Origin of the sequence: Flexivirga alba, from assembly GCF_042661025.1 — a bacterium.
Taxonomy (GTDB): domain Bacteria; phylum Actinomycetota; class Actinomycetes; order Actinomycetales; family Dermatophilaceae; genus Flexivirga; species Flexivirga alba.
In genome coordinates this window covers 908,238-933,658 of the sequence record NZ_JBHSWH010000001.1, presented here as the reverse complement: position 1 = coordinate 933,658, position 25,421 = coordinate 908,238, and the positions used below count along the sequence as shown (strand labels likewise).

22 protein-coding genes are annotated in these 25,421 nt (G+C 67.6%); 6 read left to right on the top strand and 16 right to left on the bottom strand.

Annotation, left to right across the window (positions count from 1 at the left end; genetic code table 11):
• Positions 1-19: 19 nt before the first annotated feature.
• Positions 20-622, bottom strand: coding sequence for a GNAT family N-acetyltransferase (locus ACFQDH_RS04605; protein ID WP_382398913.1), 603 nt, complete (start codon positions 620-622; stop codon positions 20-22).
• Positions 623-721: 99 nt separating this feature from the next.
• On the opposite strand from ACFQDH_RS04605, the gene ACFQDH_RS04600 reads away from it, so the two are divergent.
• Positions 722-1,192: a nuclear transport factor 2 family protein gene (locus tag ACFQDH_RS04600; RefSeq protein ID WP_382398911.1), complete on the top strand. Its 471-nt coding sequence runs from the start codon at positions 722-724 to the stop codon at positions 1,190-1,192.
• A gap of 37 nt (positions 1,193-1,229) precedes the next feature.
• On the opposite strand, the gene ACFQDH_RS04595 is transcribed toward ACFQDH_RS04600, so the two are convergent.
• The 4 genes from ACFQDH_RS04595 to ACFQDH_RS04580 all read right to left on the bottom strand — a co-directional run bounded on the left by ACFQDH_RS04595 (position 1,230) and on the right by ACFQDH_RS04580 (position 5,235).
• The gene (locus ACFQDH_RS04595; RefSeq protein WP_382398909.1) at positions 1,230-3,071 is read right to left on the bottom strand and encodes an AMP-dependent synthetase/ligase; all 1,842 of its coding nucleotides are present in this window, start codon (positions 3,069-3,071) and stop codon (positions 1,230-1,232) included.
• A 119-nt stretch (positions 3,072-3,190) separates the two neighbouring features.
• Positions 3,191-3,895 (bottom strand): aminoglycoside adenylyltransferase domain-containing protein, encoded by a 705-nt coding sequence (locus ACFQDH_RS04590; RefSeq protein WP_382398907.1) that lies wholly within the window; start codon positions 3,893-3,895, stop codon positions 3,191-3,193.
• 31 nt (positions 3,896-3,926) lie between these two features.
• Positions 3,927-4,640 (bottom strand): GntR family transcriptional regulator, encoded by a 714-nt coding sequence (locus tag ACFQDH_RS04585; protein WP_382398905.1) that lies wholly within the window; start codon positions 4,638-4,640, stop codon positions 3,927-3,929.
• Positions 4,641-4,926: 286 nt separating this feature from the next.
• Positions 4,927-5,235 (bottom strand): hypothetical protein, encoded by a 309-nt coding sequence (locus ACFQDH_RS04580; protein WP_382398903.1) that lies wholly within the window; start codon positions 5,233-5,235, stop codon positions 4,927-4,929.
• Here ACFQDH_RS04580 and ACFQDH_RS04575 point away from each other — a divergent pair.
• Both ACFQDH_RS04575 and ACFQDH_RS04570 read left to right on the top strand, forming a co-directional pair.
• Positions 5,223-7,547 (top strand): beta-N-acetylglucosaminidase domain-containing protein, encoded by a 2,325-nt coding sequence (locus tag ACFQDH_RS04575; RefSeq protein ID WP_382404807.1) that lies wholly within the window; start codon positions 5,223-5,225, stop codon positions 7,545-7,547. The two genes, ACFQDH_RS04580 and ACFQDH_RS04575, sit on opposite strands and share 13 nt — an antisense overlap.
• Positions 7,537-11,040, top strand: a complete 3,504-nt coding sequence (locus tag ACFQDH_RS04570) for a glycoside hydrolase family 35 protein (RefSeq protein WP_382398901.1) — start codon at positions 7,537-7,539, stop codon at positions 11,038-11,040. Before ACFQDH_RS04575 ends, ACFQDH_RS04570 begins: the two co-directional genes overlap by 11 nt.
• A gap of 51 nt (positions 11,041-11,091) precedes the next feature.
• Here the strand turns inward: ACFQDH_RS04570 and ACFQDH_RS04565 are convergent, their stop codons facing one another.
• A complete protein-coding gene (locus ACFQDH_RS04565; RefSeq protein ID WP_382398899.1) occupies positions 11,092-11,736 on the bottom strand; it encodes a GNAT family N-acetyltransferase in 645 nt (214 codons plus the stop codon).
• A 148-nt stretch (positions 11,737-11,884) separates the two neighbouring features.
• Here ACFQDH_RS04565 and ACFQDH_RS04560 point away from each other — a divergent pair, with 148 nt between their 5' ends.
• Positions 11,885-12,730: a PhzF family phenazine biosynthesis protein gene (locus ACFQDH_RS04560; protein ID WP_382398897.1), complete on the top strand. Its 846-nt coding sequence runs from the start codon at positions 11,885-11,887 to the stop codon at positions 12,728-12,730.
• A gap of 39 nt (positions 12,731-12,769) precedes the next feature.
• On the opposite strand, the gene ACFQDH_RS04555 is transcribed toward ACFQDH_RS04560, so the two are convergent.
• The 4 genes from ACFQDH_RS04555 to ACFQDH_RS04540 all read right to left on the bottom strand — a co-directional run bounded on the left by ACFQDH_RS04555 (position 12,770) and on the right by ACFQDH_RS04540 (position 17,458).
• A complete protein-coding gene (locus tag ACFQDH_RS04555) occupies positions 12,770-14,440 on the bottom strand; it encodes a long-chain fatty acid--CoA ligase (RefSeq protein ID WP_382398895.1) in 1,671 nt (556 codons plus the stop codon).
• A gap of 81 nt (positions 14,441-14,521) precedes the next feature.
• Positions 14,522-15,751 (bottom strand): glycoside hydrolase family 3 N-terminal domain-containing protein, encoded by a 1,230-nt coding sequence (locus tag ACFQDH_RS04550; protein WP_382398893.1) that lies wholly within the window; start codon positions 15,749-15,751, stop codon positions 14,522-14,524.
• 271 nt (positions 15,752-16,022) lie between these two features.
• The gene (locus tag ACFQDH_RS04545) at positions 16,023-16,802 is read right to left on the bottom strand and encodes an SAM-dependent methyltransferase (protein WP_382398891.1); all 780 of its coding nucleotides are present in this window, start codon (positions 16,800-16,802) and stop codon (positions 16,023-16,025) included.
• Entirely contained in the window at positions 16,799-17,458 is a 660-nt protein-coding gene (locus tag ACFQDH_RS04540) for a winged helix-turn-helix transcriptional regulator (RefSeq protein ID WP_382398889.1), read from the bottom strand. The genes ACFQDH_RS04545 and ACFQDH_RS04540 overlap by 4 nt, the downstream gene beginning before the upstream one ends.
• Positions 17,459-17,516: 58 nt before the next feature.
• Here ACFQDH_RS04540 and ACFQDH_RS04535 point away from each other — a divergent pair, with 58 nt between their 5' ends.
• Positions 17,517-19,739 (top strand): MMPL family transporter, encoded by a 2,223-nt coding sequence (locus tag ACFQDH_RS04535; protein WP_382398887.1) that lies wholly within the window; start codon positions 17,517-17,519, stop codon positions 19,737-19,739.
• A 99-nt stretch (positions 19,740-19,838) separates the two neighbouring features.
• On the top strand, positions 19,839-21,074 hold the full coding sequence (locus ACFQDH_RS04530; RefSeq protein ID WP_382398885.1) for an MFS transporter: 1,236 nt from the start codon (positions 19,839-19,841) through the stop codon (positions 21,072-21,074).
• Between the two features lie 9 nt (positions 21,075-21,083).
• On the opposite strand, the gene ACFQDH_RS04525 is transcribed toward ACFQDH_RS04530, so the two are convergent.
• The 6 genes from ACFQDH_RS04525 to ACFQDH_RS04500 form a co-directional block, all read right to left on the bottom strand.
• A complete protein-coding gene (locus ACFQDH_RS04525; protein ID WP_382404806.1) occupies positions 21,084-22,145 on the bottom strand; it encodes an RNA polymerase subunit sigma-70 in 1,062 nt (353 codons plus the stop codon).
• A complete protein-coding gene (locus ACFQDH_RS04520; protein ID WP_382398884.1) occupies positions 22,138-22,530 on the bottom strand; it encodes a VOC family protein in 393 nt (130 codons plus the stop codon). The genes ACFQDH_RS04525 and ACFQDH_RS04520 overlap by 8 nt, the downstream gene beginning before the upstream one ends.
• A gap of 87 nt (positions 22,531-22,617) precedes the next feature.
• Positions 22,618-23,496, bottom strand: coding sequence for an aldo/keto reductase (locus tag ACFQDH_RS04515; protein ID WP_382398882.1), 879 nt, complete (start codon positions 23,494-23,496; stop codon positions 22,618-22,620).
• Positions 23,497-23,557: 61 nt separating this feature from the next.
• Positions 23,558-23,968, bottom strand: coding sequence for a (R)-mandelonitrile lyase (locus ACFQDH_RS04510; protein ID WP_382398880.1), 411 nt, complete (start codon positions 23,966-23,968; stop codon positions 23,558-23,560).
• A gap of 22 nt (positions 23,969-23,990) precedes the next feature.
• On the bottom strand, positions 23,991-24,380 hold the full coding sequence (locus tag ACFQDH_RS04505) for a DUF2255 family protein (protein WP_382398878.1): 390 nt from the start codon (positions 24,378-24,380) through the stop codon (positions 23,991-23,993).
• Positions 24,377-25,411, bottom strand: a complete 1,035-nt coding sequence (locus ACFQDH_RS04500) for a zinc-dependent alcohol dehydrogenase family protein (RefSeq protein WP_382398876.1) — start codon at positions 25,409-25,411, stop codon at positions 24,377-24,379. Before ACFQDH_RS04500 ends, ACFQDH_RS04505 begins: the two co-directional genes overlap by 4 nt.
• Positions 25,412-25,421 lie beyond the last annotated feature (10 nt).

The window sequence follows — 25,421 nt, the reverse complement described above, 5'->3', positions numbered from 1 at the left end:
ACGATCGTTGCGTATGACGTCAGCTCTGCGGCGCACGGGGTGTCGCGGTGTCCGGCGGGCCGCCCGTCGACGCCCAGGAACCAAGCGGCTCCTCCGGCTGGTCCTCGTCGGACTCCTCGACACCACAAATGACGAGACCTCGAGCCTGGTAGTTGGCGAGCGCGGCGGGCCCGTCGAGCGAGCAGGTGTGCACCCAGACCCGGCTGACCTCCGGCAGGTCGGTGCGGTCGGAGACCGACCACGCAGCCTGGACGCCGTGCGCGAGCAGTCGCCCGCCCAGCCCGTGGCCGATCGCCTGCTCGGCCAGCCCGAAATAGCGGATCTCCACGTGGATGCCGTCGCTCTGTCGCACGGGTTGCAGGTGCAGGTAGCCCAGCGGCACGCCCCCGCCATACAGGATCCAGAACTCGGTGCCCGGCACCGAGAGTTCGTCCAGCCACTGCTGTCGCGACCAGCCCAGCCGGTCGGTCCAGCGCCACGGTCCACCGACGAGTCCGTAGAGGAACCGGGCGTATTCGGGTGCAACGTCGGTCGCCAGGTCCACTCGCACCCCGTCGGGAAGCTCCGGCGCTGGCTCGGTCGGTGCGTGACGCATCTCCAGGGTGGTGGTCGTGACCTTCATCCGGGTTCCTCTCGTGGGCTCAGGTCCCATGGTGCAACACCCGGTGGATACTGAAAACGCCCACGCTCGTGGACGATGTATGGCGCAAGGAGTGGTGACATGGCAGCGAAGGGACTCGTCCCGCCGTTCGATCGGGACAGCGCGACCGCGAAAGTGCGTGCAGCAGAAGACCTTTGGAACACCCGCGATCCGGCGAAGGTCGCAGCCGCCTATTCACCCGACAGCCGCTGGCGCAACCGGACGACCTGGGTCAACGGGCACGACGAGATCGTCGCGTTCCTGACCCAGAAGTGGGATCGCGAACGTGACTACCGACTGATCAAGGAGCTGTGGGCGTTCGGCGGCAACCGGATCGCCGTGCGCTTCGCGTCGGAGTCGATCGGCAAGGACGGGCTCTGGTACCGCTCCTACGGCAACGAGCAGTGGCAGTTCGACGACGAAGGGCACTGCCAATTCCGGCACGCGAGCATCAACGACCTGCAGATCGAGGAGTCCGACCGGCTCTACCGATGGGATGCACCCGGCCCGCGCCCGCAGGACCACCCCGGGCTGAGTGACCTCGGCCTCTGAAGGGAGCCCGCTTCGGGTCAGGCGACGCTTGCAATGGTCAGGCCCGCCTTTCGCCATACATCTCACGGATGACGTCGGCCGCCCGCTCGGTGATGACGTTGCGTTTCATCTTCAACGTGGGTGTCAGGTCCCCGGACTCGACGGTCCACTCCGCGGGGAGCAACCGCCACTTGCGGACCGACTCCGCACGGGACACCAACTCGTTGCTCGCCGCCACCTGCTGCTCGATCGCGGCCATCACCTCGGGGTGGGTGCTGAGGTCCTCGCCGTCGTAGATGCCGTTGTTCCGGGCCCAGTACGCGGCACCTTCCTCATTGAGCGTGAGCAGCGCGGAGACGTAAGGGCGGCCGTTGCCCACGACGAGTGCCTGGCCGATGAGTGGGTGCTGGGTCAGGCTGTCCTCCAGCACGCCGGGTGCGATGTTCTGGCCGCCGGCGGTGACGATGAGGTCCTTGGACCGGCCGATGATCCGCAGATGCCCGCCCTCGAAGCTGCCGAGGTCGCCGGTGCGACACCAGCCGTCGGTGGTCAACGCCATCCGGGTCGCCTCCGGGTCGCCGCGGTAGCCGGTCATCGCCTGCGGTGCCTCGATGAGTACCTCGCCGTCCGGGCCGAGCGTCATCCGGACACCGGGCAGGGGCGGGCCGACCGTGCCGATCTTCGCCCCGCCCGGCGGGTTGACGTTCGTAATGCCGACCTCGGTGAGCCCGTAGCCTTCCAGGATCTCGAAGCCGACACCCTCGAAGAACCGGCTGAGGTGCGGGCTGAGCGCACTACCGCCCGAGATGATCGTCCGGCACTGGCCGCCGAGCGCCGCCCGCAGCTTGCGGTAGACCAGCCGGTCATACAACGCGTACCTCGACCGCAGGCCAGCTCCCGGCTCGGGCGTGCTTGCGACCTCGACAGCAGTCCGCTCCGCGGCGGCGAAGATCTTTGCCGCCCGACGGCCCTTCGCCTGGGCCTTCGCAGCCGCTGCGGCGTAGACCTTCTCGAAGACACGGGGCACCGACCCGATGTATGTCGGGTGGTGCGTCACGAACGCCTCTGCGACGTGCGTCATGTCCGGCTCGTGGATCAGCACGTAACGCGCCAGCAGCGTTGCGGTCTCGAGCACACGGCCGAAGATGTGCGCCAACGGCAGCATGAGCACGGTGCGCGGCTGGTCGCCGCGGTCGACCGCCTCACGGATGACGGAGTATGCCCCGTCGGCGCTGCAGAAGAACGAGGCATGGGTGATCTCGCACCCCTTGGGTCGGCCCGTCGTGCCCGACGTGTAGACGATCCCGTGCAGGTCGGACTCGGCGACCGCGGCAGCGCGTTGGTCCAGCGTGGCCTCGTGGACCGACGACGCGGCCTGCTCAATCTGCTGCAGGGCACCTTCGTCGACGATCAGGACCTCGGGCCGTATGTCGTCCGCGAGCTGATCGACACGCGAGGTGGCGCGCAGGTCCGAGCTCTCGACGACGAAGAGCTGCGCTTCGGAATCCGTGAGGATCCACTGGACCTGAAGGGCGGAGGAGGTGTCGTAGATCGGGGCGACGGCCACGCCGATGTAGGCACACGCCCAGGACAACAGCGTCCACTCGTACCGGGTCCGGCACATGATGGCCACGACGTCGCCCGATTGCAGGCCGAGTCCGATCAGGCCACGCGCGAGCAGGCGGATCCGCTCGCGGAAGCCGCGTGCGGTGACCTCGGTCCACCGATCGGCGGGAGCCGAGGTGTCCCCGTCGGGCGGCAGCAGCAGCACCACGGCGTCGGGCACCTCCGCGATCCAGTCGACGGAGAGCGGACCGGTGCGCGGGAAGGTTCGCGCCTCTGGTCCGCCGTCCAGCTCGGTGACGGTCGCGGGCTTGAACAGGTTCTGGTGTCCGGTCATCAGTGCAGTGCCTCGTGGAGAGTCATGGCGGTCACGTGATGCGGTGGTGCACCGGACCGACTGGGAGATTATCGGAATCCTGGCACGTCATGCCCTGCACGCCGGTGTCAGTTGCGGGCTCACTCCCGAAGTTCGGTGATCCGGTCGTTGACGAATGCCGTGGCTGCTGAGCCGGCCGGGCCGAGGTCGACGCCGGCCGCCTGGGCTTCGCGGGCCCGCTCGACGAGCTGACTTGCGCCACGGTTGGCGACCCACCATGCGGCTCCGTCGAGCTTCGAGAGCAGTCTTCCCGTCGCGGCATACGCGCTTGCCCGGCAGGCGTTGAGTACGGCATATCGCTGGTCGGAATGGTCGAGCCCCCAGCGCAGTTCATCGCCCAAGTGGTCGAGCAACTGTCCGCGGTCGACCGGTCCGATGACTTCCGCGGGTTCCGGTCCGGTGAGAGCGATTCCCGCGGCGCGGGTCACGGCGTAGTGCGCGATCAGGTCGGGATCGCCGTCGCCGCTGTCGGTATTGGCGCGGTGCTCGGCGCTGTTGACGTGCAACAGATACGGCCAAGGCCACTGCGGTTGTATGGCGGCAGACCTCGCGACCACCGACAGCTCAAGGGGTCGAGGCGAGCCGACATCGGCCAGCAATGCACGGCCGAGCCCCGCCACGCCTTCACCGGTCTCGGTGATGACGAGAACGTCCAGGTCTGAGCTGTTCGTCATACCGCCCAGTGCGGCGGAGCCGTGGACATACACGCCGACCAGGCCGGGCAGCAGGCGCCGGCACGCGGACACGACTGCGGCTCCCTGGTCCTGCCAGGCTTCTTCGACCACATGACTCAACGTAGTGCGGACGGGACGCGGATCAGTCTGTCGTGCTGAGCGGGAACCACAACTCGTAGCGGCTCGCGGGCAGGACGGCCTGCGAGAACTCCACCGGTCGGCCGGCTCGCGTCGAGCGACGGATCAGGCGGATCACGGTGGATGTCGCCGGGATCGATAGCAGGCGCGCTTCGTCGGGATGGGGCGCACCGGCGGAGACCGACTCCTCTCCGGCGTCCGGGGTGATGCCCTGCTCCGCCATCCACTCGAAGGTGCTCTCCGGCGGTTCGCCGCTCAGCAAAGGCCGTGCGAATCGCATGGGAAACCAGGCGCGTTCGAGGGCGAGGGGCTGTCCGTCGCCGAGCCGGAGTCGTTCGATGTATGCCGCCCCGGCGCCCGCTCGCAACCGGAGATGTTGCCGTGCGTCGGCAGGCGGCTCCGGGTCACGCCGCCGGTCCAGGGTCGTTGTCGTGGGGTTGAGATGCGCACGATCCAACTCGGCGGCGAAAGATCCCAGCCGGACGCGTAGAGCGATCGGCGGCGGCTGCACGAACGTGCCCTTGCCGCGGGTTGCGAGCAATCGACCTTCCCGGGTGAGAGTCATGAGAGCCTCACGGATTGTCATCCGCGCGACGCCCCAACGCTCGGCGAGCGTCCGCTCGGTCGGGAGCGCGGCGCCGACCTCGAGCGTGTCGATCAGCTCGCGCAACTGCTGCTCCACCATCGCCCGCCGGGCTCCCTGCGGGGCACTGTCCACCCTCAGTCCCTCGACCATTTCCGCCCCTACTCTCGCGCCGTCCACCGACCCTAGTGCGGTGCGTGTCATCGCGTGTGACCCTTGACACACCCGCGAGTAACCACCAAGTTGTGCTCGAACCCATTGGTCTAGACCAAGGAATGTCATGAGCCCTCATCCGCGTTCCGTCACGCGAGTCGTTCTCGCCGCTGCCACTACAACCGTCGCCTCTGCCGCGCTGGCCCTGTCGGCCTCCGCGGCCCCACTGCCCGCAGGGTCTTCCGGAACTCCCGCCGGCACTGCGGCATCAGCTACCGCACCGACCGTCAGCCCCACGCCGCAGCACATCGCGTCGCTCGGCGCCCCGGTACCGGTCACCTCGCGCGTCCGGCTCGTTGTCGACGCCGACACTGACGCGCCGGCGCTGCGTGTGCTGACCACACTCCTGCATGCGCACGGCGTGACCAGGATCGACAAGGTCGCCCCGGGTGCCGCGCCGAGCGGAGCCGGCCTGCTCACCATCCTGCTCGGCACCAGCACACGACCCGACATCGTCACCGCGGTCGGCGACACCGCAGTGCCCACGCAGCGCGAGGATACGCGCTGCGATCGACACGGGCCGGAGCCGGAAAGACTGTCGCGATCGGTGGAGTGGACGGCGCTGGGCAGTTCTACGGCGTCCAGACCCTTCGCCAGCTCTTCGGTGGCTCGACGTCGGCTCCGACGATCGCGAGTGTCTCCGTGTCCGACTTCCCGTCGATGCCGTTGCGCGGCACCATCGAGGGTTTCTACGGCCCGCCGTGGTCCCACCAAGCCCGCCTGGACCACCTGGACTTCCTCGGTCAGGTCAAGGCGAACACCTATGTCTACACACCGAAGGCCGACCCCTACCTGCGCGACAAATGGCGGACGCCATACCCGGCCGACAAGCTCAGCGACCTGAAGTCGCTCGTGTCCGAGGCCACGGACAACCACGTGCACTTCACGTATGCCGTGTCACCCGGCCTGTCGATCTGCTACTCGTCCACCTCCGACCGCAACGCCCTCGAGGCGAAGTTCCAGAGCATGTACGACCTTGGGGTCCGGTCCTTCTCGATCCCACTGGACGACATCAGCTACACCAAGTGGAACTGCGCCGCCGATCAGACGACGTATGGCGCGCCCGGCCGGGAGTCCGCCGCCAAGGCGCAGGTGAGCCTGCTCAACGACATTCAGCGCAACTGGATCGACAAGCACGCGGGCGCTCAGCCGCTGCAGATGGTGCCGACGGAGTATGGCGACCTGACCGACACGGCATACAAGCAGACGATGCGCGCAACCCTCGATCCGGACGTCGTGGTGATGTGGACTGGCACCGACGTGGTGCCGCCGTCGGTCACCAACGCGCAGGCCGACGCGGTGTCGAAACTGTTCGGCCGCAAGGTTTTCCTCTGGGACAACTATCCGGTCAACGACTTCGGCAACACCCGCGGCCGGTTGCTCCTCGCGCCGTACGACAAGCGCGAAGCCGGACTGTCGAATCATCTGACCGGTATCGTCGCCAATCCGATGAACGAGGCGTACGCCAGCGATGTCGCGGTCTTCGGGACGGCCGACTTCAGCTGGAACGACAAGGCGTATGACGCGACGACCGACTGGAAGCAGGCGATGTCCTACCTCGCCGGTGGTGACCCCACGGCCACCGCCGCACTGCAGGTCTTCGGCGATCTCGAGCACATGGCACCGACGTTCGGCGCGACACCGTGGCAGCCTCAGGCGCCGGCGCTCGCCGAGCGGGTCAAGGCGTTCTGGACGGCGCTCGACGGCGGCCACCCGGCCGACGCGATAGCAGCGCTGCGGACGTATGCCGTGCAGATCCAGGACGCTCCGGTCACGATCCGTGGTGGGGCCGTGTCGGCCGGGTTCGTGAACGACGCCGACCCGTGGCTCACCGCGACCGGCCTGTGGGGACAGGCGATGGTGGCGCAGCTCGACGCGTTGTCCGCCCGGCTGGACGGAGACGTTTCGAAGGCGAATACCCTTACCGCGCAATCGAAGTCGCTGCAGAAGCAGGCGGCGGCCGTCATGGTCCCCGAGGGCCGCAACAACTGGGGCTCCGTGCCGGTCAAGGTCGGCGACGGCGTGCTGGACACCTTCCTCACCGCGGCGGGCGACCTCGTCGATCACCCGGTCACTGTGCAGGTCCCGGCGAAGGCGTTGCTCGCGACCGACGGCACGACGAAGGTGCCGGTCGAGGTCACCAACCGGGTGGCCGGGGACGCAACGGGCGTCAAGGTCACCGTGTCGGCGCCTAGTGGCGTGACGGTGACACCGGCGACCGTCGACATCGGCTCGCTCGCGGCGGGACAGACGGCGAAGGAAACCGTGACGTTGGGCGCGACCGGTAGCACGCCGACGGCCCGCGAGGTGTCCCTCACCACGAAGGTCGACTGGACCGGATCGGGCGGTGTCGAGTCGGCGACCACGACCGACGACTTGCAGTCCAGCTGCGCGCTCACTCCGACTCGGCCGGTGGCTGCGACCGCTGACAGTGAGGAGAGCGGCGCCGAGCAGGACCCGGTGACCAACGCGATCGATGGTGACCCGGCGACGTTCTGGCACACCGACTGGTCTGTCGCGCCGGTGCCGAGCACACCGCACTGGATCGCCACCGACCTCGGCGCTTCCCGCAGCGTGTGCGGGGTGCGCTACCTACCGCGGCAGGACGGCAACCCCAACGGTCGGATCGGGAAGTACGAGGTCTACACGAGCACCGACGGCAAGAGCTGGGGCGACCCGGTAGCCTCCGGTACCTTCGCGAACACCGCCTCGGAGAAGTGGATCCCGTTCTCCGAGAAGGCTGCCCGCTACGTCAAGCTCGTCGCGGTGACCGAGGTCAGCGGCAACCCGTGGACGAGTGCGGCGGAGGTGAGCGTTGATGCGCGCTGAGCCGATGACACCGCGCCGCCGCCGGAGGACCGTGTGCGGCCTGGCCGCGATGACGGCTTTGGCATCGGGCGTCGCCTGTGCGGTGACGTCGCCGGTGGCCACTGCCGCCGTGCCGCAAGCAAGGCACCTGACGGCCGCCGTCCCCGCCTCCGCGACGAGTCCGGTCTCGTTCCCGGGCAACGACGGTCGCGCACACAAGGTCGCCTGGGACTCGCACTCGCTGAAGATCGACGGCAAGCGGTTGGTTGTCTACAGCGGCGAGCTGCACTACTGGCGGCTGCCCAGCCCGGATCAGTGGCGCGACGTGCTGCAGAAGATGAAGGCATCCGGGTTCAACGCGGTGTCGCTCTACTTCTTCTGGGGCTATCACTCCAGCCGGCCGGGACAGTACGACTTCACCGGCGTGCGCGACATCGACCGCCTCCTGACGATGGCGGAGCAGGAGGGCCTGTATGTCATCGCCCGACCGGGCCCCTACATCAACGCCGAGGCGAGCATGGGCGGCCTGCCGCCATACATGACGACGTATGGCGGCCGTCCGCGCACCCTGGACGACCCGAAAAGCGTTGCGGCAGATGTCGATTGGCTGGCGCATGTCAACGCGATCATCAAGAAGCACCAGATCACTGACGGCGGCGGCAGCGTCATCGCCGAGCAGGTCGAGAACGAGCAGATCAGCCACGGCGCCGACCAGATCGCCTACATCGAGCGACTGGAGTCCGCCGTCCGGTCCGATGGCATCACCGTGCCGCTCTTCCACAACGACTGGGGCGATGGGCACGGCTGGAACGTGCCGGGCGGCAGCGGCGGCTCCAAGCTGAACCTCTACGCCTTCGACACCTACCCGCTCGGGTTCAACTGTGCCGGTGGCCGTGGCACCCTCTCCGACTACGAGTCGAGGATCCGCGGATACTCACCGAACACACCGGTTTTCATCGCCGAAGGGCAGGCCGGCGCCTTCACGCCATGGGGTGCGAGCTTCCAGACCTCCGACTGCGCCAAGTTCGTGGATTCGTCCTTCGCGCGTGAGTTCGCGGCCAACAACCTGGCCAACGGCGCGACGATGACCAACGCCTACATGGAGTACGGCGGCACCAACTGGGGTTGGACCGGTGACCCCGGGTCGGGCTTCACGTCATACGACTATGGCGCCCCGATCGCCGAGGACCGCAGCATGCGCCCGGCGCTCGCGGTGCAGAAGGAGTACGGCTACCTCTACCGGGCGGTGCCGCAGGTGGCGTCGGCGCACGCGGTCGTGCCGCCGTCCTTCACCTCGACGGGCGGTGGCCAGGTGCGGGTCGACCAGCGGCTCAGCGACGAGGACGCCGCGACCGGCTCGGTGACCGGCAACGGCACCCGGATCTTCACCATCCGGCACGCCGACTCGAACGACACATCGACGTCGCACGTCACGATGCCGCTCGATCTGGGCACCGTGCCGCAGCCGCCGACGGCGCCGGCCTACACCTGGAACGACACCGACCCGTCGATCACCTACACCGGCAACTGGACCCACGCGTCGAAGGAGTCGTGGACCAGCGGGGATTACCAGGATTCCGAGACGTTCTCGTCGACCGCGGGCGACAGTGTCGAGGTTCATTTCGACGGGCCGACGATCCGCTGGATCGGGCCGGACTCGTCCAACCACGGCACCGCCGATGTGTATGTCGACGGGGTCAAGAAGGCAACCGTCGACAGCTACGCATCGTCGCCACAGTTCCAGCAGGTGAAGTTCGAGGCCGACGATCTCGGCGCCGGACCGCACACCCTGAAGATCGTCGTCACCGGCGAGAAGGGCACCCCCACGTCGCAGGGCACCTTCGTCTCGGTCGACGCCTTCGACACCAACCCGACGAAGCAACCCACGCCACCGGCGGGTCCGACGACATACCCGCGGATTCCGCAGTCGGGGCCGGGCATCACTGTCGACGGCCGCGACGCCACAACAGTCCTGGCGGACTACCGCTTCGGCGAGCACCGGATGGTCTACTCGACATCGCAGCTGCTCACCCAGGTAACGAACGCGCCGGACGACACCGTCGTCCTCGACGGCGCCACGGGTACGGCGGGGGAGACCGTCTTCCGCTACGCCGATCGCCCGAAGGTCGAGACCGTCAGCGGCCCGGCACCGGACGTCACGTGGGACGCGGACCGCGGTGACCTCCGGCTGAACTACGTCCACGGTCAACGCAGCGTGCTGCGGATCACCGGTGCCGGGCAACCGCCGCTACTCGTAGTGCTCGCGGACAGGGCCGCCGTGCCGACCACTTGGCAGGCCGACACCGGTCACGGCTCGGTGCTCGCACTCGGCCCGGAGCTGCTGCGCACGGCGCGGCTGTCGAACGGCCGGCTCGACCTAACTGGTGACACGGAATCAGCAGTGACAGCAACGGTGTTCGCGCCGGCCACGGTTCGTAGCGTGACCTGGAACGGCAAGCCCGTCGACGTGACGCGGACCGCCAGCGGTGCGCTCGAGATCAGCCTGCCCGGTGCGACGCCGCTCACGGGCAGCACGCTCACCGGTTGGCGGTCGGCCGACTCCGACCCGGAGCGGAACCCGTCGTTCGACGACAGCAGCTGGCGGGTCGCCGACCTGCGCGCGTCGGAGAACGCTCAGCATGCGGCCGGTGCGCAGGCCGGGGTCGTCCTCGACGCCGAGGAATACGGCTTCTCCGAGGGCGACGTCTGGTACCGCGGCCGGTTCACCCCGACGGCAGACGCGACGACTGCGAAGGTGACCGTCAATACGGGAACCGCCGGCGTCGCGCTGGTCTGGGTCGACGGGAAGTATGCCGGCTCGGTCGGCGACGGGACGTCCACGATCACCTTGCCTGAGGGTTCCGTCCGTCCCGGACACCAACCGGAGGTGTCGGTGCTGGTCCGCAACATGGGCCAGTACGAGGACTGGTCGGCCGACGGCCGGTCCAAGGGCGGTCGCGGCCTGGTCGACGTCGCGATCCCGGGAGCGACGGACTGGACCTGGCGACTGCAGGGCGCGAAGGGCGGCGACCAACCGGTCGATCCGGCACGCGGGCTCTACAACACCGGTGGGCTGTATGGCGAACGGCTCGGTTGGTATCTCCCGGGCGCACCGGATGCGTCATGGCCGCAGTCGAATTCGCTCAAGAGCACCCGCCCGGGGGTGACCTTCTACCGCACACAGGTGAAGGTCCCGGCGCCCCAGGGCGAGGACGCGTCGTGGTCGTTGCGGTTCAACGACGCCAGCGGCAAGAGTGATCGCTACCGTGCGTTGCTCTACGTCAACGGCTGGAACACCGGGCAGTACGTGCACAACATCGGCCCGCAGCAGCAGTTCGTCATACCGGCGGGGTTCCTCAAGCCGGGCGCCAACTCGATCGCGCTCGCGATCACCGCGGAGCAGGCCGGTGTCGGTCCGGACTCCCTGACGCTGGTGAACGACTGGACCGTGCGCGGCGGGGTAGGTGGCAAGGCGAACACGTCACCGACGTGGTCGGAGGTGTTCGGCGACTGAGCCCGCCGGCGCGCCTTGCCCCTGCCAATTGTGCGGTTCGTAGGCCATGGATCAGGTCAGCGGCAAGAACACTCGGCAGGCGTCGGCGCCGTGCAGCTGGATGTCGCTTCTGCGCTGTTGTTCCCACGTGCTGCGAGTGAGCCGCCATCGATTCATCACGGCTGCTTCGCCCAGCCGAGTCGCATGGTCCATTCCGTTGGGCTCGTAGCCGAGGTCCTGCGAGACGGCATTGGAACCGCGGTTGTCGACGAACGCGTCGCTGTGTGCTTCCTTCGCCCCAAGACCGTCGAACGCAAGGTGCAGGGCAGCCGCGCGCATCTCGTGACCGAGCCCCCGGGCGCGGTGGTCGGCGGACAACCAGGAGAAGGTCGTGACTGTGCCGAAGGTCGAGAAGCCCTCGCCGATGAGGTCCTGCATCCCTGCCGCCTCACCGTCCACGACGACAGCCATGGACAGCCGCCACGAGTCGGCCTCGACCCGGGTCCGGCCACGCCAGACCGCCCGCAGCCATTTGCCCACGCGCAGGTCCGGGTCGGCCTCGTAGAGCGAGATCGGGTCGTCGTATGGCGGCGGGTCGGCGTCCGCCTTGCCCGCACGCACGGCCTCCGCGAGTTGGTCCAACAAGTCGTCGGTGGCAGCGCGGAGTTCCAGCATCGGCGTGCTGACACGGACGTGCAGGAGGGGATAGTTCTTCATGGTGTGAAACCTGCTTTGCAGGGTGTTGTTGGCCGGCCTCGATTCAACTCCATCTCTCGCCGGCGTTCACTCGAATTGTTGGTCGGTATGGCCACTGGTTCCGAAGTGGCTGTCGAGGCGCATCGCCCGGGACAGGGAAGATGAGTGCATGGCTCTGTCGAATCTGTTGCGTTATTCCGCCTTCACCGCGTCGTCCGGTGGTGGCAACCGGGCCGGCGTCGTACTGGACGCAAGCGCGTTGACTCCGAGCGAGATGCAGTCGATCGCGGCGGAGGTCGGCTACAGCGAGTCGGCATTCGTCACAAGCGAAATCCAACAGAACGAGCCGATCTCGATCCGCTTCTTCGCGCCCGAAGGGGAGGTCGCGTTCTGTGGGCACGCAACGATCGCCACGGCCGCCGCGATCGCCGAGAACATCGCGCCCGGCGCCTATGAGCTCTCCACGCAAGTCGGCTCCGTACTGATCAACGCGGACCTGTCGAAGTCCGGTCCGCGCGGGAGCCTCGACAGTCCTGCCACCGGCTCCGTGCCGTTGTCGCCCGGTCGGTTGGATGAGTTGTTGCGCGTGTTGCGCTGGTCACCAGAGGTTCTGCATCCGGCATACCGACCGGCCATCGGCACGGCCGGCAATCACCACCCCGTGCTGGTTGTCCGCGACGTGGAATGTCTGGCGACGCTGGACTACGACTTCGCGGGACTTCAGCGAATGTGTCGACAGCACGAGTGGATCACCGTGCAGTTGGTAACGCCCGATGGGCCGGGCGTATGGCGCGCACGGGATCCTTTTCCCTACGGGGGCGTCGTGGAGGACCCGGCCACCGGATCTGCGGCGGCAGCGTTCACCGGATATTTGCGATCGCTCGGTCAGCTCGCCGAGGGCGACAGCTTCACCATCCGTCAGGGCATCGAGATGGGGCACCCGAGTGAGCTCGAGGTCCTGGCCCTGTCCGACCGCGCCAGAGTGAGCGGCGCCGTCGTCCGACTTCCTGCCTGACACGAACGCACCGCGAACCGCACGGCGTCCGGCCCTGGATCAGTCGGTGGGTTGCTCGATGTGCAGGTCGCCCGCGGCATACCGCTCACGCAAGCGCTTCTTGTCGAACTTGCCGACGCTGGTCTTGGGCACCTCGTCGATGACCGCCCACCGCTCGGGCAGTTGCCAGTGAGCGACCTTGCCTGCCAAGTGTTTTCGCAGATCGGCCGACGTCGTCGTCGAGCCCTCCTTGATGACAACGGTCGCCAGCGGACGCTCGCCCCACTTCTCGTCGGGGATGTTGACGACGCTGGCCTCGACGACGTCCGGGTGGGACATGATCAGGTTCTCCAGGTCGACCGAGCTGATCCACTCGCCGCCGGACTTGATGACGTCCTTGGAGCGGTCGGTCAGCTTCAGGAAGCGATCAGCACTCAGCGCACCCACGTCGCCGGTTCGGAACCAGCCGCCCTCGCCGAATCGTGACGCGCGGTCCTCGATATCTGCCGGCGCGTCGCCCTCGTTGGTGAGATAGGAGGCCGCGATCCACGGTCCGCGGATCTCCAGCTCGCCCACGCTGACTCCGTCCTGCGGTTGCACCAGGCCGTCGGGGCCGATGATGCGGCCCTCGAACGAAGCCAGCAACCGGCCCTGCGACGAGCGATAGCGCCAGTATTCGTCCGAGCCCTCTTCCAGCCCGGGCGGAGGTATGGCGACAGAACCCATCGGCGACGTCTCCGTCATACCCCACGCATGGATGATCTCGATGCCGAGATCGTCCTGGTAGCGGCGCATCATCGACTCCGGCGCCGCCGAGCCACCGACGATCAGCCGCTTGACCGTCGAGGCGTCGGCCTCCTCGTGCTCGGTGAAGTAGCGCAGCAGATCCGACCAGATGGTCGGCACGCCGGCTCCGCCGGTGATCTGCAGCTGCTGGATCATCGTGGCCAGGGGCTCGGCCTGCAAATAGCGGCCGGGCATGACCAGGCTCGAGCCGGAAAGCATTGCCATGTAAGGGAATCCCCAGGCATTCGCGTGGAAGAGCGGCACGACCACCAGCAGCTTGTCGGCCGCGGACCAATGGAAGGTGCCCGAACCGGCCATCGCGTGCAGGTAGTTGGAGCGGTGCGAATAGGCCACGCCCTTGGGGTTGCCTGTGGTGCCCGAGGTGTAGCAGAGCGATGACGCGTCGTTCTCGTTCAGGTCCCGGACCCAGTTGAATGTCGTCGGCTGCCCGTCCAGCAGCGTTGCCCAGTCGTGCACCTGCGCGTGCTGAGCGAGGTTGTCCCGCAACGCATCCGGGATGGGTCCGTTGACGATGACGTGCTTCACTGCGGGCAGGTGGGGCAGCAGCTTGCCGAACGGCTCGGCGAGGGTGTCGTCGACGAGGACCACCTCGCTGCCGCCGTGGTTCGTGACGTAGACGAGCTGCTCGGGGAAGAGCCTGATGTTGAGCGCGTGCAGGACCGCACCCATCGACGGGACGGCGAGGTATGCCGCCAGGTGCTCGGCGTTGTTCCACATGAACGTGCCGACCCGCTTGTCACCCTCGATCCCGAGACCGCGCAACGCATTTGCGAGTTGGGCGGACAGCTGGCCCAGCTCGGCATACGTCGTGGTGCGTGGGCCGCTGTCGGTCCAGGTGATCACCTCGCTGTCGGCATACGCGGTGGTGCCGAACTCCAGCAAGGTGGAGATGAGCAGCGGGGTCTCCTGCATGGTGCTCTTCATGAGTGCAGCCTGTCACTCACAAGGCGGCTGCGGGAAGGATCTGCGACAACCTCTTCGTCGCCGCGAGATCCAGCCACGGCACTAGCAGTAGAGCAACCCGTGTTGCGACTTCAGGGTGAGCACCCGGTGCACGGCCGCGCTGACCTGGCTTGCAAAGGTCGAGCTGGTCTTCATCCTCGCCAGGATCGCGGCCTCCATGGTCGGGACGTCGTGGGGCGCGCCGGTCAGGGCGATGTCGCCGCCCGCTGCGATGAACCGGACGGCTCGATCGCCGACCGAAACATGCTGCACCGCAACGGCACTCAGTGAGTCGCTGACCACTACACCGTGGAATCCGAGGTTCCCGCGCAGGATCGTCTTGATGATCTTGGGCGAGAACGCCGCCTGGTTGGCCGAGTCGATCTTGGGATACCAGGCCAGGCCGATCATGACCATCCCGGCACCGGCAGTGATGCCGGACTTGAAGGGTGTCAGGTAGGCGTCGGTGGACGTCGTCGTGTTGTCGGTGATGCCGGTGCTCGACGTGTCGGTGTTGTTGGTGATCCGGCCGAGGCCAGGGAAGTGCTTGAGCGTTGCGATCTCACCGCGGGAGTTCAACCCGTGCACGACATTCGTCACCGCCCTGCTCACAACGCTTGGGGTGTAACCGTATTCGCGGTAGTAGTGGCCGATCGGGCCGTTGCGGGTGCCGAGCGACTGAGGCACGGTGTCGCTGACGGGAGCGAGGTTGACGTTGACTCCGACGTCGCGCAGTTGTTGCCCGACTTTGGCAGCCGTGCTCGCCTGGTATGACGACGACCAGGTCCCCTGAGTGAGCGCGGTAGGCAGTGTGGTGAAGCCGGTGCCCTTCAGTTGCTGGACGTAGCCGCCCTCCTGGTCGGCCGCGATGAACAGCGGGATGTTGCCGGTCCAGGCGGTGGAAGTCAGACCCTGGTTGGCGTCCGAGATGTGGCCGACCGTGCTGTTGCCGCTCCAGCCACCGAGAAGGACGATGTTGCCGACGTGGTCGTATTTCATCAGCGCGTGGACGTAGGACTGGTCGTCGTGAGTCAAGCCGACCATGAGCAGCTGCCCGACCCGCTGCGCGGACGTCAGCTCGCCATACTTCTTCGTGACGCAGGCCGCTCCGGTCGGGCCGAAGCTCTCCAGCGCCTTCCACCCGAGCCGGTCGACGACCCCGGTCGAGTCCAGGTGCCTGGAGGTCTGGAAGCGCTTGACCGCGCTCACCGTCGCGTTGCCGAAGATCCCGTCGGCACCGGATGACCCCACGGAAAACCCGTGCTGGATCAGCAGGCTCTGGGCGCGCTTCACACAAACTCCGGTCATCCCCTTGTAAAGGACCGGATTGGTCGTGCACGTCGTCGTTGTGGCGTGCTCGACCGCCTGCGATGGCCCGGACGATGCAAGCGACATACCAAGTGTGGCCATCGCGAGTGCCGTGCCAAGCACCAGCGGTCGCCCCCGAAAATATTCATAGCTGACTCCTCCGATGAGTGCTCACTCAGTATGACGCCGGTCGGTGTCAGTCGGTTGTCAAGAATCTTCGGTTCGCCGCGAATTCCGCAGCGGAAATTCCGGACATTTACCGGCGAGTGAAGGAACCTCGGTGCACGGTCAGGATGCCCGTGTTCATCCCTCCGGCGAAGTTCAGCACCCGCGTCACGCCGCCGGTGAGCAGGGTCGGAAGCGTGGCGGGGCCGCCTTGCGTCATACGAGCGCCCACTTGGTGGAACCACTCCAGGGCCCACCCGGTCTCGTCGGCCCACTCGACGGTCTCGAAACCGCTCGCCTCGATGCACCCGCGCAGTTCGTCCGGGGTCGCGAGGAAACTGTCCGTTCCGTCGATGGACCACGGCAGCGGCAGGTCCGGGTCGCCGCGGCCGGCGCGGCACACCTCGAAGACGGCCAGCCGCGCGCCAGGCTTCAACCGGGCCGCGATGGCTGCGAAGAAGGCGCCCTTGTCGGCGACGTTCATCTGCACGTGGATCGTGTATGCCGCCTCGAAATCCGACCGGTCGAGTCCCGAGACGTCGGTGCAGTGGAACTCGACCCGGTCGGCCGGCCCGACGGCGCGGGTCAAGGCGGCCGCGGTCTCGACATACGACGGGGTGATGTCCACGCCGAGGACGGAGCAACCGGTCGACCGGGCGACCTGCCGCGCGGGACCACCGAGGCCCGACCCGACGTCGAGCGCAGTCATCCCCGGCCCGAGCCGGAGCGATGGCAGCAGACGGTCGACGGCCGCGGTCCCACCGGCGTGGAACTGGTCGATGTCGTCGAGTTGTGCCCTGCTGAGCGCACCGATGTGCTCCGCTGTGCGCTCCTCGATCGTGCCGATCAGGTCGGTCTCGGTGTAGGTCATGCGTGGTCTCCTTCCGATGCTCCGGCGGCATCCGTCAGCTCCGTCAAAAGCGTTGTGTCGCCGTCGATCTCGAGGCCGAGCCGCTGTGCTTCGGCAAGGGTGACCAAGCCGGAGAGTGCGCCGCCCACCAGCTGTGCCGGGCCGGTCAGTGTCACGTCGACCGCACCGTCGAGGCCACGTTCCATCGAACAGCCATCCTTATTGAGGGTGACTCGGACGGACCCCTCCTCGGTGCGGATCCCGAAGACCAGCTGCTGGCCCGGTGCCAGGCGGTCGCGCAACGCCGGGTCGGCGATGAGGCCGACCCACTGTGGCTGGACCGCATCCGTCGCGGACGGGCCACCAAGCATCTTCGGCAACCCCCAGCGGGCCAGCGAATTCAGCACGTCGTCCAGGGCGCGACCTCGGTCGGTCAGCTCGTAGACGGGCGCACCAACCGGTGCCGGCGCCTCGCGCCGCTCGATCAGCCCCTCCGCCTCCATGGCCTTCAGCCGGTCGGCGAGCAGGTTGGTCGCGATGCCCGGCAACCCGCGCTTGAGATCGGTGTAGCGGCTGGGCCCGAAGGCCAGAAGCTCGCGCACGATCAGCAACACCCATCGGTCGCCGACCACGTCGAGGGCTCGCGCCACCGCACAGAACTGGTCGTAACTCTTCACGGGATGACCGTAGACAAGATGCTTGAGTAAATCAAGTTTGTGGTTTATTTTTTCAACCATGACAAATTTACTCGCGCACCTCGGGGCCCTCGTCATCCGACGCACACGGCTCGTTCTGCTTCTCTCGGTCGCGGTGCTGTTGGGCGCCGCCGTCCTCGGCGCCGGCGCCTTCGGCAAGCTGCAGGCCAACAACGCCTTCGAAGACCCGGCCGCGGACTCGACCACCGCGCAGCACCTGCTGGACCAGCACTTCGACGGTGCCGACACCGTGGTGCTGCTGGTGCATGCACGGTCAGGGACGGTCGACGGTCCCGACATACGGGCGGTCGGTGACGCTGCGGCGCATCGGCTCAGTCACACACCCGGTGTGTCCGACGTCGTCTCCTACTGGGCCGGCCACGATCCGGCACTGCGCTCCACGGACGGGCGATACGCACTGGTCGTCGGCACCGAGCGGAGCACCGACGCCGTCGGTGCGAAGGCGCTCGCCGCCCTCGCCTCGACAAATGACGCCGCGACCGTCACGGTCGGCGGGGACGCCGAAGTCAACCACGACATCACCGAGCAGGTCGGCAAGAGTCTGCTCGTCGCCGAAGCGATCGCGGTGCCAATCATCCTGGTACTGCTGGTGATTGCGTTCGGTAGCTTGGTCGCGGCACTACTCCCGCTCGCGATCGGCGCGATCGCGATCGCCGGGACCTTCGCCGAGTTGTCCCTGCTCGGGTCGGTGACCCCGGTCGCCGTCTACGCGATCAACCTGACGACCGCGCTCGGTCTCTCGCTTGCGATCGACTACGCCCTGCTGATGGTGAGCCGCTACCGGGAGGAGCTGTCCGGCGGCGCCGATCCGGAGCGGGCCGTCATCCGTGCCGTGACGACAGCCGGGCGGACGATCGTCTTCAGTGGCATCACCGTCGCCGCCGCGCTCGCGGTGCTGCTGATTTTCCCGCTCTACTTCCTGCGTTCGTTCGCGTATGCCGGCATCGGGGTCGTGCTGATCTCGGTCGGCGCTGCGCTGGTCACGCTCCCGGCACTTCTCGTCGCGCTCGGTCCCCGGGTCAACGCGGGCCGGCTGCCCTGGGCCAGGCGTCGTATGCCGGCAACCGCAGCACCCTTCTGGGGCCGGGTCGCGGACCTGGCGATGCGTCGCCCGGCACTGACTGCGCTGCCGGTGGTGATTCTGCTGCTGTTCGTGGCGGCTCCGGTGCTGCACGTCTCGTTCGGCACCCCGAACGACCGGGTGTTGCGACCGGACACCTCGAGCCGCAGCGTCGGAGACGTGCTGCGAGCGGACTTCAAGGCGGATTTGGCCGACGGGGTGGACGTGGTCACCGACCGGCCGTTGCCCGGGTCCGCCATACAGCCTTATGCGGCAAGGCTTTCCGCCCTGCCAGGAGTGGCGCGGGTGCAGACCAGTGTGGGCGTGTATGCCGGTGGGCTGCGCGTGAGCTCCGCGGCCGACCCGAGGCTCGCCAGCGAGAGCGGCCAGCAGCGGCTGGAAGTGATCCCGTCCGTCGACCCGCGGTCGGGCGCCGCCCAACAGCTCGTGCGAGAGCTCCGCAGCGGTCCTGGCCCGCAGGGAGCGGCCATCCATGTCGGTGGCCAGACGGCCCAGCTGATCGACAGCAAGCACGCGATCGGTAGCCGAATCCCGTTGGCAGCGTTACTCATCGTGCTGACGACCTTCGTGGTGCTCTTCCTCTTCACCGGCAGCGTCCTGCAGCCGCTGCGCTCGTTGCTGCTCAACCTGTTGACCCTGTCGTCCACGGGAGGACTGCTGGTGTCGATCTTCCAGGACGGTCACTTGTCCGGGCTCTTGGACTTCACGCCGCTGCCACTGGACACGAGCATGCTGATGCTGCTCTTCTGCATCGCCTTCGGCCTGTCGATGGACTACGAGGTGATCGTCCTCAGCCGGATCAAGGAGTTGCACGACCAGGGTTTGGACAACCGCACCGCGGTCGTCGAAGGCCTGACGCGAAGCGGCCGCATCGTCACCACCGCCGCCGCGCTGGTCGCGGTCAGCTTCCTCACCTTCGGCACCTCGACGGTCAGTTTCCTGCAACTCTTCGGCATCGGTGCGGGTGTCGCCGTGCTCATCGACGCGACCCTGGTGCGCGCCGTCCTGGTGCCGGCCTGTCAGCGCCTCCTCGGGCGCGCCGCGTGGTACGCGCCGCCAGTGCTGCGCCGGCTGCACGACCGGCTCGGCGTCGTCGGGGATCTCGCGGATGACCCATCCCCGGAAGGAGATTCGGCGCCGGCCCTGTCGAAGATCGGATGAGCCGAGTGCATCGGAGCGCGTCGACACTCGCCTCTTCGCCCAATAGCTCGGACGCTGAGTCTGAGTCGCGCCCCCAGTTCGAGGGTGAACACTGATCCGGTGAGCCACCCGGCAGAAGATGCGACCTCGACCGACGGGGCAGGCTCGAACCGCCTGACTCCCATGCGTTTCGTCCTGGGCTTCGGCGTGGTTGCCGGGCTGGGCGACTTCGTCTACGAAGGCGCCCGATCGGTGGTCGGGCCCTACCTGGCCACGTTCGGAGCCAGCGCCGCCCTGGTCGGTCTCGTCACCGGAGCGGGGGAGGCCGTGGCGTTGCTTTTCCGGCTGGTGTCCGGGCCGCTGACGGACCGGACCCGCCGGCCCTGGCCGATCACGATCGCGGGATACGCGATCACCATGGTTGCGGTGCCGCTGCTCGCAGTCGGCAACCTGCTGTGGCAGGTCGTGGTCCTGGTTATCGGCGAACGCTTCGGCAAGGCAGTGCGAAGTCCCGCCAAGGGCACGATGCTGGCCGCCGCCAGCAGCAGCATCGGTCGAGGTCGGGCGTTCGCGATCCAGGAAGCGCTCGACCAGGCGGGTGCCGTCGTGGGGCCGCTGACCGTCGCTGCGATGGTTGCCCTGTCGGGGTATCGGCTCGGCTTCGCCGTGCTCGCGATCCCCGCAGTGGCGAGTCTGGTCGTTCTCGCCTTCCTGCGGCGCGGCGCGCCCCATCCGGAAGCCTACGAGCAGGAGCGAGCCACCCCGCGCGGCGCGGAAACCGTTCTGCTGCAGGCGGAACGGCCGAGGTTGTCCACCCGGTTCTGGGGCTACAGCGCATTCACTGCGCTGACCATGCTCGGCTACGCCACGTTCGCGGTGCTGGCGTTCCACCTGCAGGTGCGACACGTCGTGCCGACCTATCAGATCCCGATCATCTACGCGGTTGCCATGGGTGTCGACGCATTGGCAGCGCTGGCTTCCGGGTGGATGTATGACCGGGTGGGCCTGCGTGGCCTGGTGGTTCTCCCGCTGCTCGCCGCGGCGGTGCCGGCCCTGTCTTTCTCCACGAACGTCGCGCTGGTGTGGACGGGCGCAGTCGTCTGGGGTGCTGCGATGGGCGTGCACGAGTCGACGATGAAAGCGGCCGTCGCCGACATCGTCCCCGCGAGCCGTCGCGGCTCGGGTTACGGGATCTTCGCCGCCGTGTATGGCGTTGCGTGGCTCGTCGGATCAGCGGCGATCGGCGCCCTCTATGACGTTTCGGTCACCGCGATCATCGTGTTCACGTCAGTGGCTCAAGCCGTCGCACTCGTCGCGTTCGTCCCGCTCGTGCTCCGGCGGACGCAGGCCGCCTGACCGGTGCGCTCAGTCGAGTCGGGCCGGTAGCCCGAAACGCTCGTAGGTCGCGCTCAGGCTCCGCTGATCCATCGGTTGCTCCGGAAAGCGTTGGTACGAACCGTCATCGGGAGCATCCGTCGACCGCACGATGAACGCGGTCACATCGCAAACCCGGTCACCGCGCAACGTCAGCACGTTGAGCGCGAACGGCAGATGAGTCCGCGCCGCCTCGTCCCAGGCGTAGAACGCGAGCGCAGGCTGCGCGTTCGCGCTGGAAAGCGTGACCTTCCAGCGCCATTCGCCATTCAACGGCGACTCGCGTGCCCAGGTCTCGACCGATGTGCGCGGGGTGTACCAGGTCGCCAGCGGCGGCATCGCGAACGTCACGTCCTCGGTGAGTATGGCGGTGAACGCCGCGACGTCACACGTCTCCCAGGCCGCGACATACCGCTCGACGAGCCCCCGCAACGCATCGTCGCCGAGCGCCCGCACGGTCGCTTGCTGGGTCCGCTGTGGCACGCGCTCGCCGACGGCGGCCCGGGCACGCTGCAACCCGCTGTTGACCGAGGCGACGGTCGTCGACAGGCAGGTCGCGGCCTCGGCGGCGCTGAAGCCGAGCACGTCGCGCAGGATGAGGACTGCGCGCTGGCGCGCGTTCAGGTGCTGCAAGGCGGCGATGAACGCGAGTTCCACCGCCTCACGTTGGTCGTATGCCGCTTCCGGCGAGGCCTTGCCCGGGGGCAGCGAACTGTCCGGATATGGCTCTATCCATACGGATTCGGCCATCGGTATTCCCGGTGGGGTGTGCGGCTCCGCGGCGGGCGAGAAGTCGTGCGGGAGTCCTCGTCGGCTGCGACGACGCAACTCGGTCAGGCACACGTTCGTCGCGATGGTATAGAGCCAGGACCGCACCGCGTGGCCGTCCCGCAGCCCGGCAGCGCCCCGCCAGGCGCGGATCAGCGTGTCCTGGACGGCGTCGTCGGCGTCATACACCGAGCCGAGCATCCGGTAGCAGTGCGCGTGGAGCTCGGCTCGGTGCCGTTCGACCAGAGCGGCGAAATCGACGTCCTGGTCAGTGTTTTCAGTCAGCGTCTTCGACCACCATCAGGCTGTGGCCGCTCGTGTCGCGGAACCAGAACATCGGCGGCACGGGGTCGCCCATCCGGGAGATCTCGGCGTCCACGTCGACACCCTTGGCCACCATGTCGGCGTGCACGGCCTCGACGTCAGTGGTGGTGAGGGTGATGCCGGTCTGGGCCGGCTCGAAGGTGGTCCCTTCCGGTGGCGGAGCGAGGGCGATGCCTGTGTCGCCCTCGGGCGGATACATCTCGATCCACCGGTATCCACCGCCGAACGGTTCGTCGGTGCGCTTCTCGAAGCCGATCGATTCGTAGAACGTCACGGCCTTGTCCTGATCGGGCGTCGACACGCAGACGAGGCTGATCCCGCGGAGCGCGGTCTTGGTCACTGGCATGGTGCACCTCCTGGAAAGCAATGCTGGCACCAACTACGACCCGCGTCACTGGCGAAACTCATCGGTCGGCAGCGCGGCTGTCAGCAATCAGGCCTCCGGGATATCCCGGCCGAAGGCGGCGAGGGTGATCGCGTCGGGTTCAGGTCCGCCGCGGACACCGGTGTCGAGACCGTCGATGGCCCGCAGCTCTTCAGCTGTCAGGTCGAAGTCGAACACGTCGATGTTCTCGGCGATCCGAGCCGGCTTGACCGACTTCGGGATGACCTGACGGCCCTCCTGCACGTGCCAGCGCAGCATCACCTGGGCGGCGCTCTTGTTGTGTGCCGTCGCGATGCCGGTGATGGTCGGGTCCTGCAGGGTGCTGGTGTGCTGGCCGTCGCGGTAGAAGGTGATCCCGCCGATGGGTGACCAGGCCTGGGTGAGGATGCCGTGCTCGGCGCCGAAGTCCTGCACCGTGCGTTGCTGAAAGTAGGGATGCACCTCGATCTGGTTGACTGCCGGCACGATCTGGGCCGAGTCGAGCAGGCGGGTGAGGTGCTCGACCATGAAGTTGCTGACGCCGATCGCGCGGACCTTGCCGTCCGCGAGCAGCTTCTCCAGTGCGCGGTACGCCTCGAGCGTCTTGTCGAACTCGGCCGGCAGCGCCTGGTGCAGGATCAGCAGATCGACCTGGTCGACGCCGAGCTTGCCGGCGCTCTTGTCGAACGCGTGCAGCGTCTCGTCATACCCGTAGTCGCTGATCCAAACCTTCGTCTCGAGGAAGATCTCGGAGCGGTCCACGCCTGATTCGCGTATGGCGGCACCGACCTCCCGCTCGTTGCCGTATGCCGCGGCGGTGTCGATGTGCCGGTACCCGGCGTCGAGCGCGGACGCGGCGGCGGCGGTGGTCTCCTCCGGCGGGGACTGGAAGACGCCGAAGCCGAGTGCTGGGATGGTGATCTGGTTGTTCAGGGTGTAGCTGTTCATGACTCTCCTTGAAAGGGATTGGATTTCAACGGTTTCCAGGGCAGTTGGCGCGGTCGTGGGCTCACCCGGCCACGGCGTTGGCCGCAGCGAACTGCTCGTCGGTGACCGGGTCGAGCCAGGTCGTGGCGTCGCCGTCGCCGGCTGCGTCGAGGATTGCGTAATGGCACATCATGTTGTCCGCGGTGCCGCCGTGGAAGTGCTCCTCACCAGCCGGCGTCCACACGCTCTCGCCGGCGCGCAGCACGATCGTGCGGCCGTCCCGGGTGCCAACCAGGCCGACGCCGTCGGTGCACACCAGCAGCTGGCCGTTGGCGTGCGAGTGCCAGTTGGTGCGTGCGCCGGGCGTGAATCGCACGTGTCCGCAGACCAATTGGGATGTCCCGTCGCCGTTGAACACCGGATCGAGCCACACGTCGCCGACGAAGTTCTCTGCAGGTGTCTTCACAGTCTCGTTGCGGGGGTTCTTGTTCATGGGTGTCTCCTTGTGGTGGTTGTCAGGCGGGGTCGACGCGCAGCGTGGTCTCGCGGGCGACGTCGCTGGTGATGCTGGCGACCGGCCCGGACCACTTCCCGTATTTCGAGCGGTATGCCGCATCGAGCGCGTCGTCCAGCGCGGTGGGTTGCCCCACGTGGTCGCCCACCTCGACGAAGACGATGTCCCGGTCCACCGATCCTGCGCCGAGGCGACCTTGATGCGCGGTCTGCACACCGCGGTACCACGCTGCGGTCGTGCCGTTCACCGAGCGCACGTAGACCGCATCGTCGTGGCGGACGAGCCAGACGATCCGGTCCGAGCGCAGGCTGCCGTCGCGCCGCCGGGTGGCGATGACGACTTCATCGACGCTGTCGATCGCGTTCAGTTCTGCTGTGCTCCAGTTGCTCATGGCTTCACCAACACCTTCAGTGCCTTGCGGTCCTTCATTGCCTCATACCCGGCTGGGACGCCGTCCAGGTCGACGGTGTCGGTGAAGACCTTGCCGGGTTGCAAGGTGCCGTCGAGCACGTCGGGCAGCAGCTCCTCGATGTAGGCCCGGGCCGGCGCGACTCCACCGGTGAGGGTGACGTTGCGCAGGAAGGTGCCGAAGTCCGCAGGGACCTCGCCATACTGCGGTGCACCGACGCGAGAGATCGTTCCGCCGTCACGGACGACGGCGTATGCCGTCTCGATCGCGGGCCGTAGGCCGACGCACTCCAGCACGGTGCGGGTGCCGCGGCCGCCGGTCAGCTCGCGCACCCTCTCGATGCCTTCGGCACCACGCTCGGCGACGACGTCGGAGGCGCCGAACTCGCGACCCAGGTCGGTGCGGTCCTTGTGCCGGCCCATCAGGATGATTCGTTCGGCACCAAGCCTTTTGGCCGCCATCACGGCCATCAGGCCGACGGCGCCGTCACCGATGACGGTCACGTCCGTGCCGGCGTTGACTCCCGCCGTGACCGCGCAGTGGTGGCCGGTCGAGAAGACGTCGGAGAGAGTGAGCAGCGACGGCAGCAGCGCGGAGTCCTCGCTGACCGGCAGCTTTACGAGGGTGCCCGATGCCTGCGGCACCCGGACCGCTTCGCCCTGACCGCCGTCCAGTTCGGTGCCGCCCCAGCTGCCGCCGTGCAGGCAGGAGGTCTGCAGCCCCTCCTGGCAGAACTCGCAGGTGTTGTCGCTCCAGACGAACGGGGCCACGACCAGGTCGCCGCGCCGCAGCCCGGTCACCTCGCTGCCGAGTTCCTCGACCACGCCGAGGAACTCGTGGCCGATGCGAGCACCGGTCGGGCTCGGCTCCTTGCTGCCGTAGGGCCACAGGTCCGACCCGCAGATGCAGGACTGTACGACGCGCACGACCGCGTCGGTGGGCTGCTGGATGGTCGGGTCCGGGACTTCCTCGATGCGAATGTCGCCGGCGCCGTAGATGAGGGTTGCGCGCATGGGTGGGTAG

Excerpts from the sequence above, each read along its gene's own strand:
- ACFQDH_RS04505 (WP_382398878.1), bottom strand. The coding sequence starts at position 24,380 with ATGAGCAACTGGAGCACAGCAGAACTGAACGCGATCGACAGCGTCGAT.
- ACFQDH_RS04555 (WP_382398895.1), bottom strand. The coding sequence starts at position 14,440 with ATGAAGAGCACCATGCAGGAGACCCCGCTGCTCATCTCCACCTTGCTG.
- ACFQDH_RS04500 (WP_382398876.1), bottom strand. The coding sequence starts at position 25,411 with ATGCGCGCAACCCTCATCTACGGCGCCGGCGACATTCGCATCGAGGAA.
- ACFQDH_RS04560 (WP_382398897.1), top strand. The coding sequence starts at position 11,885 with ATGGCTCTGTCGAATCTGTTGCGTTATTCCGCCTTCACCGCGTCGTCC.
- ACFQDH_RS04510 (WP_382398880.1), bottom strand. The coding sequence starts at position 23,968 with ATGAACAAGAACCCCCGCAACGAGACTGTGAAGACACCTGCAGAGAAC.
- ACFQDH_RS04570 (WP_382398901.1), top strand. The coding sequence starts at position 7,537 with ATGCGCGCTGAGCCGATGACACCGCGCCGCCGCCGGAGGACCGTGTGC.
- ACFQDH_RS04535 (WP_382398887.1), top strand. The coding sequence starts at position 17,517 with ATGACAAATTTACTCGCGCACCTCGGGGCCCTCGTCATCCGACGCACA.
- ACFQDH_RS04520 (WP_382398884.1), bottom strand. The coding sequence starts at position 22,530 with ATGCCAGTGACCAAGACCGCGCTCCGCGGGATCAGCCTCGTCTGCGTG.
- ACFQDH_RS04565 (WP_382398899.1), bottom strand. The coding sequence starts at position 11,736 with ATGAAGAACTATCCCCTCCTGCACGTCCGTGTCAGCACGCCGATGCTG.
- ACFQDH_RS04515 (WP_382398882.1), bottom strand. The coding sequence starts at position 23,496 with ATGAACAGCTACACCCTGAACAACCAGATCACCATCCCAGCACTCGGC.
- ACFQDH_RS04545 (WP_382398891.1), bottom strand. The coding sequence starts at position 16,802 with ATGACCTACACCGAGACCGACCTGATCGGCACGATCGAGGAGCGCACA.
- ACFQDH_RS04605 (WP_382398913.1), bottom strand. The coding sequence starts at position 622 with ATGAAGGTCACGACCACCACCCTGGAGATGCGTCACGCACCGACCGAG.
- ACFQDH_RS04600 (WP_382398911.1), top strand. The coding sequence starts at position 722 with ATGGCAGCGAAGGGACTCGTCCCGCCGTTCGATCGGGACAGCGCGACC.
- ACFQDH_RS04595 (WP_382398909.1), bottom strand. The coding sequence starts at position 3,071 with ATGACCGGACACCAGAACCTGTTCAAGCCCGCGACCGTCACCGAGCTG.